At 62.2% G+C, this 15909-nt stretch carries 14 protein-coding genes; 4 read left to right on the top strand and 10 right to left on the bottom strand.

Annotated features, from left to right (window positions below; genetic code table 11):
* Nucleotides 1-263 precede the first annotated feature (263 nt).
* A complete protein-coding gene (locus ABFY71_RS00005; protein WP_347944141.1) occupies nucleotides 264-536 on the top strand; it encodes a hypothetical protein in 273 nt (90 codons plus the stop codon).
* 142 nt (nucleotides 537-678) lie between these two features.
* Here the strand turns inward: ABFY71_RS00005 and ABFY71_RS00010 are convergent, their stop codons facing one another.
* Both ABFY71_RS00010 and ABFY71_RS00015 read right to left on the bottom strand, forming a co-directional pair.
* Nucleotides 679-1071: an SbtR family transcriptional regulator gene (locus ABFY71_RS00010; RefSeq protein ID WP_347944142.1), complete on the bottom strand. Its 393-nt coding sequence runs from the start codon at nucleotides 1069-1071 to the stop codon at nucleotides 679-681.
* Nucleotides 1072-1402: 331 nt separating this feature from the next.
* Nucleotides 1403-5116 (bottom strand): vitamin B12-dependent ribonucleotide reductase, encoded by a 3714-nt coding sequence (locus ABFY71_RS00015; RefSeq protein ID WP_347944143.1) that lies wholly within the window; start codon nucleotides 5114-5116, stop codon nucleotides 1403-1405.
* Between the two features lie 755 nt (nucleotides 5117-5871).
* Here ABFY71_RS00015 and ABFY71_RS00020 point away from each other — a divergent pair.
* The 3 genes from ABFY71_RS00020 to ABFY71_RS00030 all read left to right on the top strand — a co-directional run bounded on the left by ABFY71_RS00020 (nucleotide 5872) and on the right by ABFY71_RS00030 (nucleotide 7346).
* Entirely contained in the window at nucleotides 5872-6270 is a 399-nt protein-coding gene (locus ABFY71_RS00020) for an NADH:ubiquinone oxidoreductase subunit NDUFA12 (RefSeq protein ID WP_305580912.1), read from the top strand.
* 10 nt (nucleotides 6271-6280) lie between these two features.
* Nucleotides 6281-6712 (top strand): DUF2155 domain-containing protein, encoded by a 432-nt coding sequence (locus tag ABFY71_RS00025; RefSeq protein ID WP_371136222.1) that lies wholly within the window; start codon nucleotides 6281-6283, stop codon nucleotides 6710-6712.
* A gap of 136 nt (nucleotides 6713-6848) precedes the next feature.
* Entirely contained in the window at nucleotides 6849-7346 is a 498-nt protein-coding gene (locus ABFY71_RS00030; protein ID WP_347944144.1) for a GyrI-like domain-containing protein, read from the top strand.
* 63 nt (nucleotides 7347-7409) lie between these two features.
* On the opposite strand, the gene lexA is transcribed toward ABFY71_RS00030, so the two are convergent.
* The 8 genes from lexA to ABFY71_RS00070 form a co-directional block, all read right to left on the bottom strand.
* Complete coding sequence (gene lexA, locus ABFY71_RS00035) at nucleotides 7410-8123, bottom strand: transcriptional repressor LexA (RefSeq protein WP_305580916.1); 714 nt, start codon at nucleotides 8121-8123, stop codon at nucleotides 7410-7412.
* 108 nt (nucleotides 8124-8231) lie between these two features.
* Nucleotides 8232-9434, bottom strand: a complete 1203-nt coding sequence (locus ABFY71_RS00040; RefSeq protein WP_347944145.1) for a molybdopterin molybdotransferase MoeA — start codon at nucleotides 9432-9434, stop codon at nucleotides 8232-8234.
* Nucleotides 9431-9907 carry a cyclic pyranopterin monophosphate synthase MoaC gene (moaC, locus tag ABFY71_RS00045; RefSeq protein WP_347944146.1) on the bottom strand — a complete coding sequence of 159 codons (477 nt, stop codon included), beginning with the start codon at nucleotides 9905-9907 and terminating at the stop codon, nucleotides 9431-9433. The genes ABFY71_RS00040 and moaC overlap by 4 nt, the downstream gene beginning before the upstream one ends.
* On the bottom strand, nucleotides 9907-10719 hold the full coding sequence (gene trpC, locus ABFY71_RS00050) for an indole-3-glycerol phosphate synthase TrpC (protein WP_347944147.1): 813 nt from the start codon (nucleotides 10717-10719) through the stop codon (nucleotides 9907-9909). The genes moaC and trpC overlap by 1 nt, the downstream gene beginning before the upstream one ends.
* Nucleotides 10719-11738 (bottom strand): anthranilate phosphoribosyltransferase, encoded by a 1020-nt coding sequence (gene trpD / locus ABFY71_RS00055; protein WP_431021484.1) that lies wholly within the window; start codon nucleotides 11736-11738, stop codon nucleotides 10719-10721. Before trpD ends, trpC begins: the two co-directional genes overlap by 1 nt.
* A complete protein-coding gene (locus ABFY71_RS00060) occupies nucleotides 11735-12334 on the bottom strand; it encodes an anthranilate synthase component II (protein WP_347944148.1) in 600 nt (199 codons plus the stop codon). Before ABFY71_RS00060 ends, trpD begins: the two co-directional genes overlap by 4 nt.
* Before the next feature lie 101 nt (nucleotides 12335-12435).
* A complete protein-coding gene (gene trpE, locus ABFY71_RS00065) occupies nucleotides 12436-13950 on the bottom strand; it encodes an anthranilate synthase component I (protein ID WP_431021485.1) in 1515 nt (504 codons plus the stop codon).
* A 29-nt stretch (nucleotides 13951-13979) separates the two neighbouring features.
* Nucleotides 13980-15851, bottom strand: coding sequence for a peptidylprolyl isomerase (locus tag ABFY71_RS00070; protein ID WP_347944150.1), 1872 nt, complete (start codon nucleotides 15849-15851; stop codon nucleotides 13980-13982).
* Between the last annotated feature and the right edge of the window lie 58 nt (nucleotides 15852-15909).

Consider the following 15909-nt stretch of genomic DNA (forward strand, 5'->3'; position numbering starts at 1 on the left):
ACAACCTCAAGCGCGCCATCGCCGTCGCCGGCGTTGCCTCAACCCTCAAGGCGATAACCGGCTGAACGGAGCTGACGCCCGCCAATGCAAAACAACCTAAGCGATCAGCTTCGCCGAGTTCTCACACGGCCTCCACCCCAATTCAGACGCTCACCTCCTGATGGCAAGACGCTGAAAGCGGACATTAACGCAATCGCTCGCGGGTCGTTGCGATAGGGTTCCAGTTCAACCATTGTTCGATAGAGCGAGCGGGGAAAAACACTATGCGTGGCGGATTGTTGTTTTTGTGCATGGCCATCCTGCTATTCGGATTTGCCGGACATGGCTTACTTTCGGATGGCGTATTCCCTTTTCAGCGTCATTCGCGGGAGCTCATTCTCCGCGCTGAGCAGCCGTTCTGGTTCGGCTTCACGATACTAGCTTATGTTGCTTTTGGAGTGCTTATGTCCGGAATTTCGGTCTTTTTGTTCTGGTTGCGGCGCAAGGAAAAGGCAGCTGAGGAGCAGTTTTTTCGCCAACGCAAGTTCCTGCAGTAAACGGCTTCGCATCAGTGGCTGCTTTTGCCGCTGGTTTGTCAAAACCTGCCTGTCCCATTCTCACCCCAAAGTGGTCGAATCCGACCCCATTGCGGCCATCTGCGGGCCGAGATCGAAATCCTAGTAGCTGCCATTCATCGAGTCACAGCCCGCCCTCACGGGATAACTGACTTGCCGCTGCCTTCTTGTCATCGTTGCCAAGCCGATCTGTCACGATGGCGCCCGCCACAATGTGCAAAAGATGACCTGCCCGTGGCGCGAATGCGGGCAGGTCGACAAGCCAGCCGAGCGCCGACATCAGGCCGAACAGGTCGTCTCCATTCATATCTGTTCGGGCTGTACCTTCGGCCTGAGCGCGGAGCAGCAGTCTCGCGTTGGCTGAGTGAACCGCTGCGCAGGAGGCGTAAAGAGCGGAGTCCGGATTGGTGTGGGCGGCAGCCATCAGGGCAACAACGCCCTTATGGCTTTGGGTATCTCCCTCGTTTTGTTGAAAGCTCACCCACCGAGTAATTGTTCCGGCCAACCTCGTCAGCACGATCCCTATCCCTAGAAAAGGCAAAGGCCCGGAGTTCCGGGCCTTTCGTGAGTCGATGGAAAAGCTATCCGTTCATGAATGGAAACGCTCCCCCCAATAATGGAAACTCTATGGGAGCGTCTTAACAACAGTCTCCTCAGACAGACGTATTTAGCAGTCGTCGTCCCTCAACTCTGGCATTCCAAACACGTCCCGATTTGGCCCAGTGCCCGCTCGTTGTCCTCAACTTGAAGAAGTGAGGCAAACTTTGCCTCACTTTTCTGCGTCTGATGCCAGGAATCTGGTCAAACCTCATGGGCAGCGACACCGGGTAGTCGGCAGTTGTCTATCCTCAACTACACCCCGTCGTCGTCCCGCACGTGTCGCACTTCAAACACGTGCCGTTCCGCACCATGGTGAAGTTGTGGCACTCGGTGCACTGGTCGCCGGTGTAGCCCTTCATCTGGGCTTCGGCGCGCAGCAGGCCGGAATCCTTGCTCGGGGGTGGGCTGGGGATCGGGCGCAGTTCGGCGGCCGGGAAGGCTGCCGGGGCCAGCTGGTTGTCGTGCTTGAGGGCAGTGGCGGCGTTCAGGGCCGTCACGGTTGAGGTCTGCATCGCCTGCACCGGATTGATGTACTGATCGCCCGAGACGATCATCAGGCTCTTATTGGTGACGCGGCCGCGGGTCATGCCGCGCGACACAAAGCGGTCGGCGGGCATGGGGGCAGCAGGCGCTGGCGCAGTCCGGCCACCCTTGGCCTCGTCGGCACCCTTGCCCAGCGACGTCGGGCTTTCGGGATTGACGTGGGCCAGGTCGTCGCGGTCGAGATAGCTGACGGCCAGCTCGCGGAACACATAGTCCAGGATCGAAGTGGCGTTCTTGATCCGGTCATTGCCCATCACCATGCCGGCGGGCTCAAAGCGGGTGAAGGTGAACGCTTCCACGAACTCGTCGAGCGGCACGCCATATTGCAGGCCGATCGAGATGGAAATCGCGAAATTATTCATCATGGCGCGGAAGGCAGCGCCTTCCTTGTGCATGTCGATGAAGATTTCGCCCAGGCGCCCATCGGCATATTCGCCGGTATGGAGATAGACCTTGTGGCCTCCCACGACGGCCTTCTGGGTATAGCCCTTGCGGCGGTCTGGCATCTTTTCGCGGTCGCGAACGACCGTTTCGACGATGCGCTCGACGATCCTTTCGGCGACATGGGGCACGCGGGCAGCTGCCGGCATGGCAGCCAGTTCCTCGAGGTTATCCTCGTCTTCATCCTCGTCAGCCGCCGCCAGGACCGATGAGTTCAGCGGCTGGCTCAGCTTGGAGCCGTCGCGATAGAGCGCATTGGCCTTGAGCGCCAGGCGCCAGCTCAGCATATAGGCCTGCTTGGCGTCTTCCACCGTGGCGTCATTGGGCATGTTGATGGTCTTGGAGATGGCGCCCGAAATGAAGGGCTGCGCCGCCGCCATCATCAGGATGTGGCTTTCAATCGACAGCGAGCGCTTGCCGATCTTGCCGCAGGGGGCAGCACAATCAAACACCGGCAGATGCTCGGGCTTGAGGTGCGGGGCGCCTTCCAGCGTCATGGCGCCACAGACGTGGATATTGGCCGCCTCGATGTCCTTTCTGGAAAAGCCCAGGAAAGGCAGCAGCTCGAAGCTGAAATCGTTGAGCTGCTCATCGGTGACGCCCAGCGTCTTGAGGAAATCGGCGCCCAGGGTCCACTGGTTGAAGATGAACTTGATGTCAAAGGCCGAAGCGGTCGCGGCATTCAGCGCGGCGATCTTTTCGTCGGTAAAGCCCTTGGTCTTGAGCGTCGACGGATTGACGCCCGGCGCCTGGTTGAGATTGCCGTGGCCGACCGCATAGGCCTCCATTTCCGCAATGTCGGATTCCGAATAGCCCAGGGTGCGCAGGGCCGGGGGCACGGCGCGGTTGATGATCTTGAAGTAGCCGCCGCCGGCCAGCTTCTTGAACTTGACCAGGGCAAAATCGGGCTCGATGCCGGTGGTGTCGCAATCCATCACCAGACCAATGGTGCCGGTGGGGGCGATAACCGACACCTGGGCGTTGCGGAAGCCGTGCTTCTCGCCCAGCGCCAGGGCATTGTCCCAGGCCAGCTTGGCGCGTTCGCTCAGCTCGGCGTCGATCAGCGATGCATGGTCGAGCGGCACCGGGGTGATCGAGAGGTTTTCGTAGCCCTCGGCATTGCCGTGCGCCGCGTTGCGGTGATTGCGGATGACGCGCAGCATGTGCTTGGCATTGCGCTTGTAATCCTTGAACGGGCCGAGCTCCTTGGCCATTTCGGCCGAGGTGGCATAGGAAACGCCGGTCATGATGGCGGTGACGGCGCCGGCAATGGCGCGGCCTTCCTTGCTGTCATAGGGAATGCCCGAGGTCATCAGGAAGCCGCCAATATTGGCGTAGCCGATGCCCAGCGTGCGGTATTCGAAGGAGCGCTCGGCAATCGCCTTGGAGGGGAACTGGGCCATCATCACCGAGATTTCCAGCACCACGGTCCACAGGCGCACGGTGTGCTCATAGGCAGCGGTGTTGAACGAGCCATCGGCATTGCGATAGGGCAGCAGGTTCACCGAAGCCAGATTGCAGGCGGTGTCGTCGAGGAACATGTATTCCGAGCAGGGGTTCGACGCATTGATCGGACCGGCTTCGGGGCTGGTGTGCCACTCATTGATGGTGGTGTGATACTGGATGCCGGGATCGGCCGAGGCCCAGGCGGCATAGCCCACCTGTTCCCACAGATCGCGGGCCTTCAGCGTCTTGGTGACAACACCGGTCTGGCGGGCCTTCAGATCCCAGTCGCCATCGCCTTCCACGGCGCGCAGGAAATCATCGGTGACGCGCACCGAATTGTTGGAATTCTGGCCGGACACGGTGAGATAGGCTTCGCTGTCCCAATCGGTGTCATAGACCGGAAATTCGATCTCCTTATAGCCCTGCTTGGCGAACTGGATGACGCGGAAGATGTAGTTCTCGGGCACCAGTGCCTTCTTGGCGGCGCGCACTTCGCGCTTGAGCGCCGGGTTCATCGCCACGTCAAAGCAATCGTCACCGCTGCCTTCGCAGTTGACGGCAGCCTTCATGATGGCCTTGAGGTGCTTGGAAACCACCTTGGAGCCGGTCACCAGCGCGGCAACCTTCTGCTCCTCCTTGACCTTCCAGTTGATATATTCTTCCACATCGGGGTGATCGATATCGAGCACCACCATCTTGGCAGCACGACGGGTGGTGCCGCCCGACTTGATGGCGCCGGCAGCGCGGTCGCCGATCTTGAGGAAGCTCATCAACCCGCTTGACTTGCCGCCACCCGAGAGCTTTTCGCCCGAACCGCGCAACGCCGAAAAATTGGTGCCGGTGCCCGACCCATATTTGAACAGGCGGGCTTCACGCACCCACAGGTCCATGATGCCGTTTTCATTGACCAGATCATCGCTGACCGACTGGATGAAGCAGGCATGGGGCTGGGGATGCTCGTAGGAGCTCTTGGAGCTGACGAGCTTGTGGGTGAACGGGTCGACATAGAAATGACCCTGACCGGGGCCATCAATGCCATAGGCCCAGAACAGGCCGGTATTGAACCATTGCGGGCTGTTGGGCGCCACGCGCTGGCTGGCCAGCATATAGGCGAGCTCGTCGAAAAATGCCTGCGCATCTTCCTCAGAGTCAAAATAGCCGCCCTTCCAGCCCCAATAGGTCCAGGTGCCGGCCAGGCGATCAAACACCTGACGGCTGTCCATTTCCGAACCATAGCGTTCATTTTCGGGAAGCTTGGCGAGCGCAGCGTGGTCGGGGACCGAGCGCCACAGCCAGGACGGCACCGAATTTTCCTCGACCTTCTTGAGCACCTTGGCGACGCCGGCCTTGCGGAAATATTTCTGGGCGATGATATCGGCTGCCACCTGGCTCCAGGTCGACGGAACGGCGATATCTTCGAGCTTGAAGACGACCGAGCCATCCGGATTGCGAATCTCACTGGTGGCCGAACGGAATTCGAGGCCGGCATAGCGGTCCTGATTGGCTGTCGTGAAGCGGTGTTCAATGCGCATGGTCGTCTTAGTCCCCAATGTAACGGGCACACAAAGTCCCGCGAGCCGAAAACCCGGCTTCTTACCCAAATCTGTTTTGACGCGTCACCAACCGAGCCCGTGGCCGGGCCCGAAAAACTTGCCTGTGCCCCCGTATCGCTCTGGTCTGATGCCAGTGCTTGACCAGGGGACTTGAGCCAACGACATGGTGTGCTGTCGGCCTGCTCAAAACATCTGCCGATTCAGACGACGCGTCAACGTCACAAATCACAAGGTCTAGTGGTTGAGGGCAGCTCCGAGACAACCACTAGTAGGCTCAATATGTGGATTACGGGGACAAACTTCAAGCAAAACCGGCACTTGGCTGCCGCTATTCAGACACCCGATTCCGTCACATGAAGTCGCGATAAGTGAGCCGAAAGATCGCCGCTAAAGCGCCGAAATACCAAGGCTAAACGCCTTTGCTGCCGGCGCGTTAAAATGTCGGTAACCATGTCCGGAATGTCTCGAATCAATCGACCACAACGCTGTCAAGCACAGAAAGATTGCGCAAAAATCGCTGCATGCCCTCTACCAGAGCCGGTGGTGGTGTGCCCCCCATGGCCTACCAGATGCAGTAGCAGGGGCATGGCATGCGCGCCGGGCAGCCGGGCCGCTCCGCGATCGCGACGCGCAATGCCCAATTGTCGCAACGAAACGCCCGCCAAACACTAGGCTGCAACACTGCACCATGATACACCCGGCGCACTCGCACCTCTCGACGGCGGAATCGACAATTGGCTAAATCCGGTATCAAGCAGTTCCTGAGCGAAATCTTCTCCTGGTGGGGCGGTCAGACCTGGGGCACCCGTCTATGGATCTGGCGCTTCGGCGACTATGTCGGCAGCGACGAATTCGGCAATCAATACTACCAGGATCGCAAGGCCGACCGACGCTATGTGACCTATGCCGGTCCCGCCGACGCTTCCACCATTGGCCAGGGCTGGCATGGCTGGATGCATCACCGTACCGATATCGTCCCCACCAAGGCCAATTACGCGGCCCGCGACTGGGAATTGCCGCATCAGAAAAACCTGACCGGCACCGCGGCAGCCTATCGGCCCGATGGCAGCCTGCTCAACAAGGGCGAACGCCCCCGCGTCACCGGCGACTACGACGCCTGGTCGCCTGAGTAAGGCCGGCGCCTTGCGCCACCGCACTGCCTTGCCCCATCTGTTGACCGTCCTGGCGCCAATCGCGGCGCTGGGGGTTTTGGGCATTACGGGCCCGGCATGGGCCCAACCCACCGCCAACCCGGTTGCCACCTTTTCCGGCCTCGACAAGATTACCGGCCGCATTACCCGCTTTGATGTCTATATCGACGAGACCGTGCTGTTTGGTGCGCTCGAGATCACGCCGCGCGCCTGCTATAACCGTCCGGCCACCGAAACCCAGCGCACCTCGGCCTTTCTTGAGGTCGACCAGCGCAGCCTGACCGGCACCTCCAAGCGCATCTTCACCGGCTGGATGTTTGCCGACAGCCCGGCGCTCAACGCCATCGACCATGCGGTCTATGATGTGTGGCTGATCGAGTGCGACACCAGCACCGATGTGCCGGCGCCCGACGCGCGCGACTGATTCTCTTCCGAAAAACGCACAACGCTGTCGAACTGTCCAAAGTTCAATCGTCTAGCGTGCAGTACCCGTTCGCCGCTGGTTCTGCTGCGCCGGCGTGCTGCCTTGCCCCCAGGGGGGCCGCCAGAGGAGACATATTGTGCTGACCAGTCCCGTGCTTGAAGACCGCACCGCCCAAACCTATGCCTATATCCCCTTCACCGTCACCATGGCAGAGATGCAAAAGCCGGCCGACGAGGGGTTTCCGGCGTTGTTCGCCTGGCTCGCCAGCCACGGCCTTACCCCCATTGGGGCGCCATTCTACAATTACCGACGGATCGACATGGCCAGGACACTCGATGTCGAAGCCGGCGTGATGGTTGAGCGCGCTATGGCCGGGGACAGTCCGGTCAAGTTCGGCACCCTGCCAGCGGGGCAATATCTCAGCGCCAGCCATACCGGCCACTATGACGGCTTGCTGGACGCCACCGCGCAATTCATCGGCTGGGCGCAAGACAACAACATTGCCTGGGACATGCGCGCCGCCGCAGACGGCGATCACTTCGCCTGCCGGTTGGAAATCTACGAGACTGATCCCCGCGAGGAACCCGACCCCGCCAAATGGCTCACCCGGCTGTCATTCAAGACAACCGGCTGACCGGCATAAAGGGGCGGGGCGGCGGGGCCATCCATCGCGCCGCTCATCACGGCGGGCAGGCAATCAGTACTTGCGCAGCAATCCGACCAGCCGGCCCTGAACCTTGACGCGGTCGGGCGGGAAAATGCGGGTCTCATAGGCCGGGTTGGCCGCTTCGAGCGCAATGGTATTACCCTTGCGGCGCAGGCGCTTGAGGGTGGCCTCTTCATCGTCCACCAGAGCCACGATGATTTCCCCGGTGCTGGCGGCGTCCTGCTTGCGGATCAGCACGGTGTCGCCATCAAAAATGCCGGCATCGATCATCGAATCGCCGCGCACTTCGAGCGCGAAATGTTCGCCACTGCCCAGCATTTCGGGTGGCACCATGATGGTGTGTGAATGAGACTGAATTGCCTCGATCGGTGTGCCGGCTGCAATGCGGCCCATGACCGGGATGGAAATCGAGCGCACGCCGTCATCATCAGCGGCCATCCGCGAGGGCGGGCTGGCGACCTTGCCCAGATTGCCCTCGATCACCGACGGCTCGAAGCGCGCCTTGCGGCCACCCAGTGACGGGTTCATCGAATCGGGGAGTTTGATCACTTCGAGTGCCCGCGCCCGATTGGGCAGGCGGCGAATGAACCCGCGCTCTTCAAGCGCGGTAATCAGCCTGTGAATGCCGGACTTGGACGCCAGATCGAGTGCATCCTTCATCTCATCAAACGATGGCGGGATGCCGCTTTCCTTCATCCGCTCGTGGATGAACATCAACAGCTCGTGTTGTTTGCGGGTCAGCATGGGGCCCCTCGGGGTGAGAATCGGAACATAGACAGAACGACTATAAGTGTTCCAGTTATGTTCTGCAATATCCCGTGCAATTTTGTGCTGCGCCCAGACTCGACGGCGTCAGAATGCGTCGACCACGATCGTCTCGACCATCGCGCCGGCGGGCTGGCCCGGGTCGTGTTCGGGTTGCACGATCAGCAGGTCCGCCCTGGCCATGGACGAGGTGTGGCCGCTATCGGTCTGGCTGATCGGCAGGGCCTGGGGGCCGGTTGGAGTCTGCAGCAACTGCGCCCGCATGAAATGGCGGCGTGCCGTATTGGGCGGGGTCGGCGCCGCCAATGGCAGGTGCCAGTGAATCTGCGGCGCCAGGCCCAGCCAGGCGCGCAGGGCCGGCTTGATGAAGACAATGGCGGTGACCATGGCGGAAACCGGATTGCCCGGCAGCCCGAACACCAGGGTCTTCCCAACGGTGCCGAACATCAGCGGCTTGCCCGGCCGCATATTGATCTTCCAGAAATCCAGGGTGACCCCGAGTTCGAGCAGGATTTCCTGCACGAAGTCATGATCACCGACACTGGCGCCGCCCGTGGTGATCAGCACATCGGGCTCATCGGCGAGGATCGCCACCAGCCTGGCGCGCAACTGGTCCCGCTGGTCGCGCGCAATACCATGGTCGGTGACGGTTTGGGCATAGGGGGCCAACAGGGGCGCGAGGCCAAAGCTGTTTGACGCGATGATCTGATCGGGCCCAAGGACCGCGCCTGGCAGTTCCAGCTCGTCGCCGGTTGCCAGCAGGGCGATGCGCGGGCGCTTGGATACGCTCAGGGCGGGGGCATTGGCAGCAGCAGCGACGGCCAGCTGCATCGGCGTCAAGCGGACACCTGCGGCGATCAGGGCCTGGCCAACGGCAAAATCATTGCCCCTGGCCCGCACATTGCGGCCCGGCTGGGGCTGGCTCGAAAACGATACGCGGTCGCCGTCGAGCGTGGCATCTTCCTGCATGATCACCGCATCGGCGCCATCGGGCACGGGAGCGCCGGTGAAAATCCGCACCGCCTCGCCGGCGCCGAGGGTTCCGGCAAACCCGGCCCCGGCTTGCGCCGTGCCGATGATCGCCAGACTGTGGCCCGGCGCAATATCTTCGGCGCGCACGGCATAGCCATCCATGGCGCTGGCATTGAAGGGCGGTTGATCGTGCCGGGCCAGCACGGGGGCAAGCAGGACCCGGCCTGCCGCCTCGCCGAGTGGCAGGCTTTCGCCCACTGGCGCAGGCACCCGGCGCAATATGGCAGCGATGGCGTTCTCAACCGGGAGCAGGCTCATGACCGCACAAACGCCCCGGATTTGCCGCCGGACTTTTCCATCAGGCATATGTCGGTGATCAGCATGCCCCGGTCGATCGCCTTGGCCATGTCGTAGAGCGTCAGCGCGGCGGTCGAGGCGGCCACCAGGGCTTCCATTTCCACCCCGGTCTGCCCGGTGGTTTCCGCGGTCGCGATGATCACAATGGCATCTTCGCCATGCTCGGCAATCTCCACGCTGACCTTGGTCAGGGCAATGGGATGGCAGAGCGGGATCAGATCGGCAGTCTTTTTGGCGGCCATGATGCCGGCAATGCGCGCCACCGCCAGGGCATCACCCTTTTTGAGACCGCCCGCCATGATGGTGGCGATGGTTTCAGGCTGGCCCACAAGGCGCGCCTGCGCCACGGCACGGCGACGCGTCACCGCCTTGTCGGCAATATCGACGATATGGGCCTCGCCCCTGGCATTGAGGTGGGTCAGTCCCTGCGCCATCAGTGGGCCGCCTGCACTGACCCCAGCAGCAGCGCCCGGGTGGCCGCAGCCACGTCATCCTGACGCATCAGGCTCTCGCCCACGAGGAAAGTGCCGATACCGGCCTCCCGGTCGAGTTTGAGCAGGTGCTCGTGGTCGACAATGCCGCTCTCGCTGACCAGCAGGGTGCCCTGCGGCACGCCACCCGCAAGATTGACCGAAGTCTCCAGCGTGGTCTCAAACGTGCGCAGATTGCGGTTATTGATGCCGATGAACCTGGCACCCAGCGCCACGGCCCGATCCAGTTCAAGCTGATCATGCACTTCCACCAGCGCGTCCATCTGCCACTCCGCGGCGGCGTCCAGCAGATAGCGCGCCACCTCGTCATTGACGGCGGCCATGATGATCAGAATGCAGTCGGCGCCCCAGGCCCGCGCTTCGGCGACCTGATAGGTCTCGAACAGGAAGTCCTTGCGCAGGACGGGCAGGTTCACCGCCGCCCGCGCCTCGATCAGAAACTGCGGCGAACCCTGAAAGCTGGGCTGGTCGGTCAGCACGGACAGGCACGCGGCGCCGCCCGCTTCATAAGCGCGGGCAATCGCAGCCGGATTGAAATCGGCCCGGATCAAGCCCTTGGACGGGCTGGCCTTCTTCACCTCGGCAATCAGCGCATACTGATCATTGGCCCGCTTGGCCTTGAGGGCCTTGACGAAGCCGCGCGGGGGAGGCTGGTCATGGGCTTGCGCCACCACTTCGGCCCAGGGCCGCAGCGACTTGGCAGCAGCGATCTCGTCGCGCTTATAGGCTTCGATCTGCTTGAGAATATCGGTCATCAGTCGCGTCCATTCGATACCGCTACCAGGCGGGCGAGAGTGTCTTTGGCCTTGCCGCTGTCGATCAGGCTGGCGGCGGCTTCGGCCCCTTCGCGCAGATCGGCCACCTTGTCGGCCACGATCAGCGCCGCGCCGGCATTGAGCAGCACGATATCGCGATAGGCGCCCGGTGCCCCATCGAACAGCGCATGCATGGCCCGGGCATTGTATTCGGGATCAGCACCCAGCAAATCCTCGGCTGCGTGCCGTTTTAGCCCGGCCTCTTCAGGTGTTACTTCAAAGCTGCGCAGATCGCCATTGGCAATCTGGGCGACAAAGCTGGGCCCGGTGACGGTGATCTCGTCGAGCCCGTCGCTGCCATGCACCACCCAGGCCTTGATGGCCCGGTTGGCGAGCAGCGCGGCGGCCACCGGCTCCACCCATTCCTGGGCATAGACCCCCAGCATATAGCGCCGCACCCCGGCCGGATTGGCCTGTGGTCCGAGCAGGTTGAACATGGTGCGCATGCCCATTTCGGCCCGCGACGGTCCGACATGGCGCATGGCGGGGTGATGGCTGGGCGCAAACATGAAGCCGATGCCGGCCTCCCGAATGCAGCGGGAAATATCGGCGGGCGTCAGCTCCAGATTGACGCCGAGCGCCTCGAGCACCTGCGATGCCCCCGACTTGGACGACAGCGCCCGGTTGCCATGCTTGGCTACCGGCACACCGGCCGCCGCCACGACAATGGCGCTGGCCGTGGAAATGTTGAGCGTGCCGCCGCCATCGCCCCCGGTGCCGACAATATCCACCGCATCGGCAGGTGCCTCCACCGGCACCATCTGTTCGCGCAGAATGGAGACGGCGGCGGCAATCTCGCCGACCGTTTCGCCCTTGATCCGCATGCCCATCAGGAAGGCGCCAATCTGGCTGGGCGTCGCCTCGCCGGCCATGATGATGCGCATGGCGCCGCGCATTTCTTCGCCGGTCAGATCCTTGCCTTCGCCAATTCTGTGCAGTGCCTGCTTGATATCCATCACGCGGCCCTCTTCTGGTTGAAATCGCGGGCAATGTTCAGGAAATTCTGCAGCAGGGCGTGCCCATTCTCGGAGGCGATGCTCTCGGGGTGAAATTGCACGCCGTGGACCGGCAGGCTGGTGTGCTGCATGCCCATGATCAACCCGTCATCGGTGGTGGCGGTGACTTCAAGGGTAGCGGGCAGGGTATCGGGCCGCACTGTCAGCGAGTGATAGCGCGTCGCCTCGAACCCGGCATTGAGACCACGGAACAGGCCCTTGCCGGTGTGATTGATCTTTGAGGTCTTGCCGTGCACCAGATGGGGCGCACGTATCACTTCGCCCCCCATCGCCTGGCCGATCGCCTGATGGCCCAGGCACACGCCCAGAATTGGGATTTCCGCCTTGAAGCGGTCGATCAGCGCCAGACAGATCCCCGCTTCATTGGGAGTGCAGGGGCCGGGCGACAGCACAATGGCCTCCGGCGCCATGGCGGCGATTTCATCGAGGGTGATCTTGTCGTTGCGGACGACGGTGATGTCGGCGCCCAGCTCGCCCAGGAAATGGACGAGATTGTAGGTAAAACTGTCGTAATTATCGATGACGAGCGTGCGGGTCATGTTGTGTGGTTCCTGGCAGGCAGTTCAAACATTGAGCGGCCCTTGCGGGCGCCGCGTTCAGAAGCTGCCCCGCCATCGCTGCATTGCCAAAGCCTGTGCCCTCATTGCCCGATCCTCGCCTCGCCAGCATAGCGTAGCGCTTCCTCGGCGGCGCTGAAAAGGGCACGCGCCTTGTTTTCGCATTCCATCTGTTCGAGTTCGGGCTGGCTGTCGGCGACGATGCCGGCCCCGGCCTGAACATAGAGCTTGCCGTCCTTGAGGATCGCAGTGCGCAGCACGATGCAGGTATCCATGGTGCCATCGGCGCCGAAATAGCCGACGCAGCCGCCATAGATCCCGCGCCGAGAGCTTTCCAGCTCGTCGATGATTTCCATCGCCCGCACCTTGGGGGCGCCGGACACTGTTCCGGCCGGAAACCCGGCCGACAGCGCGTCGACAAAGTCATATTTCGGATCGAGCACACCCACCACATTGGAGACGATGTGCATGACGTGCGAATAGTATTCGAGGAAGAACTTGTCGGTGACCTTGACGGTGCCGATTTTGGCGACGCGACCGACATCGTTGCGGCCCAGATCGAGCAGCATCAGATGCTCGGCCAGTTCCTTGGGATCGCTCATCAGTTCGGCGGCCAATTCCGCGTCCCTGGTCGGCGTTGCGCCGCGCTTTCGCGTGCCGGCAATCGGCCGGATTGTCACTTCGCCATCCTGCACCCGCACCAGGATTTCCGGGCTCGACCCGGCCACGGCAAAGCCGCCAAAATCGAGGAAATACATATAAGGACTGGGGTTGGTGCGGCGCAGCGCCCGATAGAGCGCCGTGGGCGGCAGATTGAAGTCCGCCGAGAAGCGCTGGCTCAGCACCACCTGGAAGATGTCACCGGCGGTGATGTACTGCTTGGCCTTGGCGACCATGGCGAAATAGGCGTCCGGGCTGGTATTGCTGCTCACCTCGATGCTCTCGAGGTCAGGCAGGGCAGGGGTTGCCGGCATGGCGCGGCCCAGCCGGGTTATCGCGTCATCAATGCGGCCCTGCGCGGCCTCATGGGCCTGCCGCGCCGATACGCCGTCGCGCACATAGACCGGTGCGGTCAGATACAGCTCATCCTTGAGGGTGTCGAAAATTGCCAGCAGCGAGGGCCGCATCAACACCGCTTCGGGGGTCTGCAAATGATCCGGATTGCTGCGGGGCAGCACTTCCATGTAGCGCACCATGTCATAGCCGAGATAGCCATAGACCCCCGCCGATTGCGGCGGCAGCCCGTCGGGCATCTCAATCCTGCTGTCTGCCACCAGTTCGCGCAGCGCATCAAGCGGCAGGGCGGAAACCGGCACGAAGCTGGTGTCATCGATCTGGGCTGTGCGATTGATCGCGGCGGTCCCGTCCTCAACCTTCAGAATCACATCAGGCTGCGTGCCGATGATCGAATAGCGTCCGCGCACCGCAGCGTCCTGCACCGATTCCAGCAGGAAAGTGTTCTTGCGGCCAGCGGCCAGCTTGAGATAGGTGCCGATCGGGGTTTCCAGATCGGCCACGATGCGCCGCCAGACGATCTGCGATTTCCCGGCATTGTACTGCTCAGAGAAGCGCTCAAAATCGTCGTCGGCCATCGTCATCGTCCAGTCTCGAGTTGGGCCGGCCTGGGTTACAGGCCGGTATTGATCGCCAGCGTCTGCTGCAGGGCCTGCTGGTTGACGCGCAGGCCGGCATCGTCGCGAATGGCCGTGACGAACTCACCATAAAGACCGACGCGCGCTTCGCTTTCCAGATTGGCCTGGGCGGCTGGATCGAGAGGCCCTTCGCCCGCAATCACATCGACCACCTGGAATACGACGTACTCGCCTGACTCGTTGAGCGCGGAACCATGATGGTCGCTGCCACCGGCAAAGGCTGCACCGGCCACCACGCCATCGATGCTGCCATCGGCAGCACCAAAGCGCGAGAACGGCGTGCTCAACTGTGGAAACACATTGTAGCTCGCGGCCACATCGGCAATCGGCGTGCCGGCATCAAGCCTGGCCACAGCGTCCGCACTGGCCGCCAGCAGGGCGGCATTGGTGCGTTCGGCAGTCAGCGCGGCCACCACGTCCTCGCGCACTTCATCCAGGGTCTGGTCGCGCGCAGGTTCGACGGCGATGAGGTCAAAATAGAGGTTGCCGCTGCCAGCCAGTGGAATGGCCGCGGTCAACTGACCCTTTTCGGCCTTGAAAATGGCCTGGCTGATCCGGCTGGCGTCAGCAGGATCCAGCTCGGGCAAGACGTTCAGTTCTGCGCCGCTGGCGGTTACATCGGCCTCATAGATGTCCAGACCAAAACGCTCGGCGATTTCGCTCAGCGGGCGGAAAGCGGCGCGCAGTTCCTCGACCTGATCCTGCACGTCGGCAACTTCATCGCGCGCCTGGCTGCGCGCCAAATTCTGGGCGATCTGCTCGCGTGCTTCGGCCAGGCTCGGCACCCCACCGGCCTCAATGGCCGAAACATGCACCGCGCGCTTGCCGGTCACCCCGTCGATGATGGCAAACTCGCCGTCGGCGAGGCCAAAGGCCGCCGTGGCCAGATTGGCATCGCTGATGTCGGCCTCAGCGAGGATCCCCAGATCGGTTGCCGTCAGAGCGTTGTCGCTCACCAGTGTTTCAAACGGCGTGCCCGCGGCAAGACCGGCTTCAAACGCTGCCACCTGCGCGTCGTTGAGCACAACCTGCTGAATGGTGCGGCGCTCCGCCTTGGTCAGCCCGGCCTTGGTGCGCTCATATTCGGCGGCAATGGCGTCATCGCCAATGGTCTTGGTCGCGGCCAGATCGGCTGGCGACAGGCGCAGCATTTGCACGGTCCGGCTCTCGACGGTCCGGAACTCGCCTTGATGCTCGCTGAGATAAGCCGCCAGTTCGTCCTCGGTCGGCACTGCGGGAGTGTCGACATTGGTGTCGCCCAGCACAAAGAAATCGACTGTCCGCTGATCGGCGACATAGCGGTTGATCAGGCTTGAGGCGGTCTGTGGCAGGCCGGTGTCGGCGAACAGGCTCAGAACCACTTGCTCGCGGCGGGCCACATTGCTCTGGTCCTCGAAGTACTGTGCTTCGGTCAAGCCGTTCTGGCGCAACACCTGGGTAAAGGCCTGTGGATCAAATGCCCCCAGCGTGCCCTGGAACGATGGATCGGCCCGCAGCAATTCGCTGAGCTTGGCTTCGGAAGCGCCGACGCCGAAATCGTCGGCCAGCTGGTCGAGCGCCGCATCCTGGGCCAGGTTCTGCAGAACCATTGAGGGAATGCCCAGGCTCATCGCCTGCTCGGCAGTCGGCACCGATCCCAATTGCTGGGCAACCTGATTGAGCTGACGCTCGTAGGCACGCAGGAAGGTGCGCGAGTCGATCTCGGCATCGCCGACGCGGGCCACGGTATTGGTGCCCAAATCGGTAATCACATTGTTGATGCCGAACCCGGCCAAGCCAACCAGAAGGAACGCCCCCAAGATCTTGCCGGCCCAGGATTTAGCAAAACCACGCAAACTATCGAGCATATCGGACGTTCCGTTCAGAGACTTGGGCCTTTACCGCAATGGCGGGTGGGCAGTAGTA

This window comes from Devosia alba (genome assembly GCF_039938915.1).
Lineage (GTDB): Bacteria > Pseudomonadota > Alphaproteobacteria > Rhizobiales > Devosiaceae > Devosia > Devosia alba.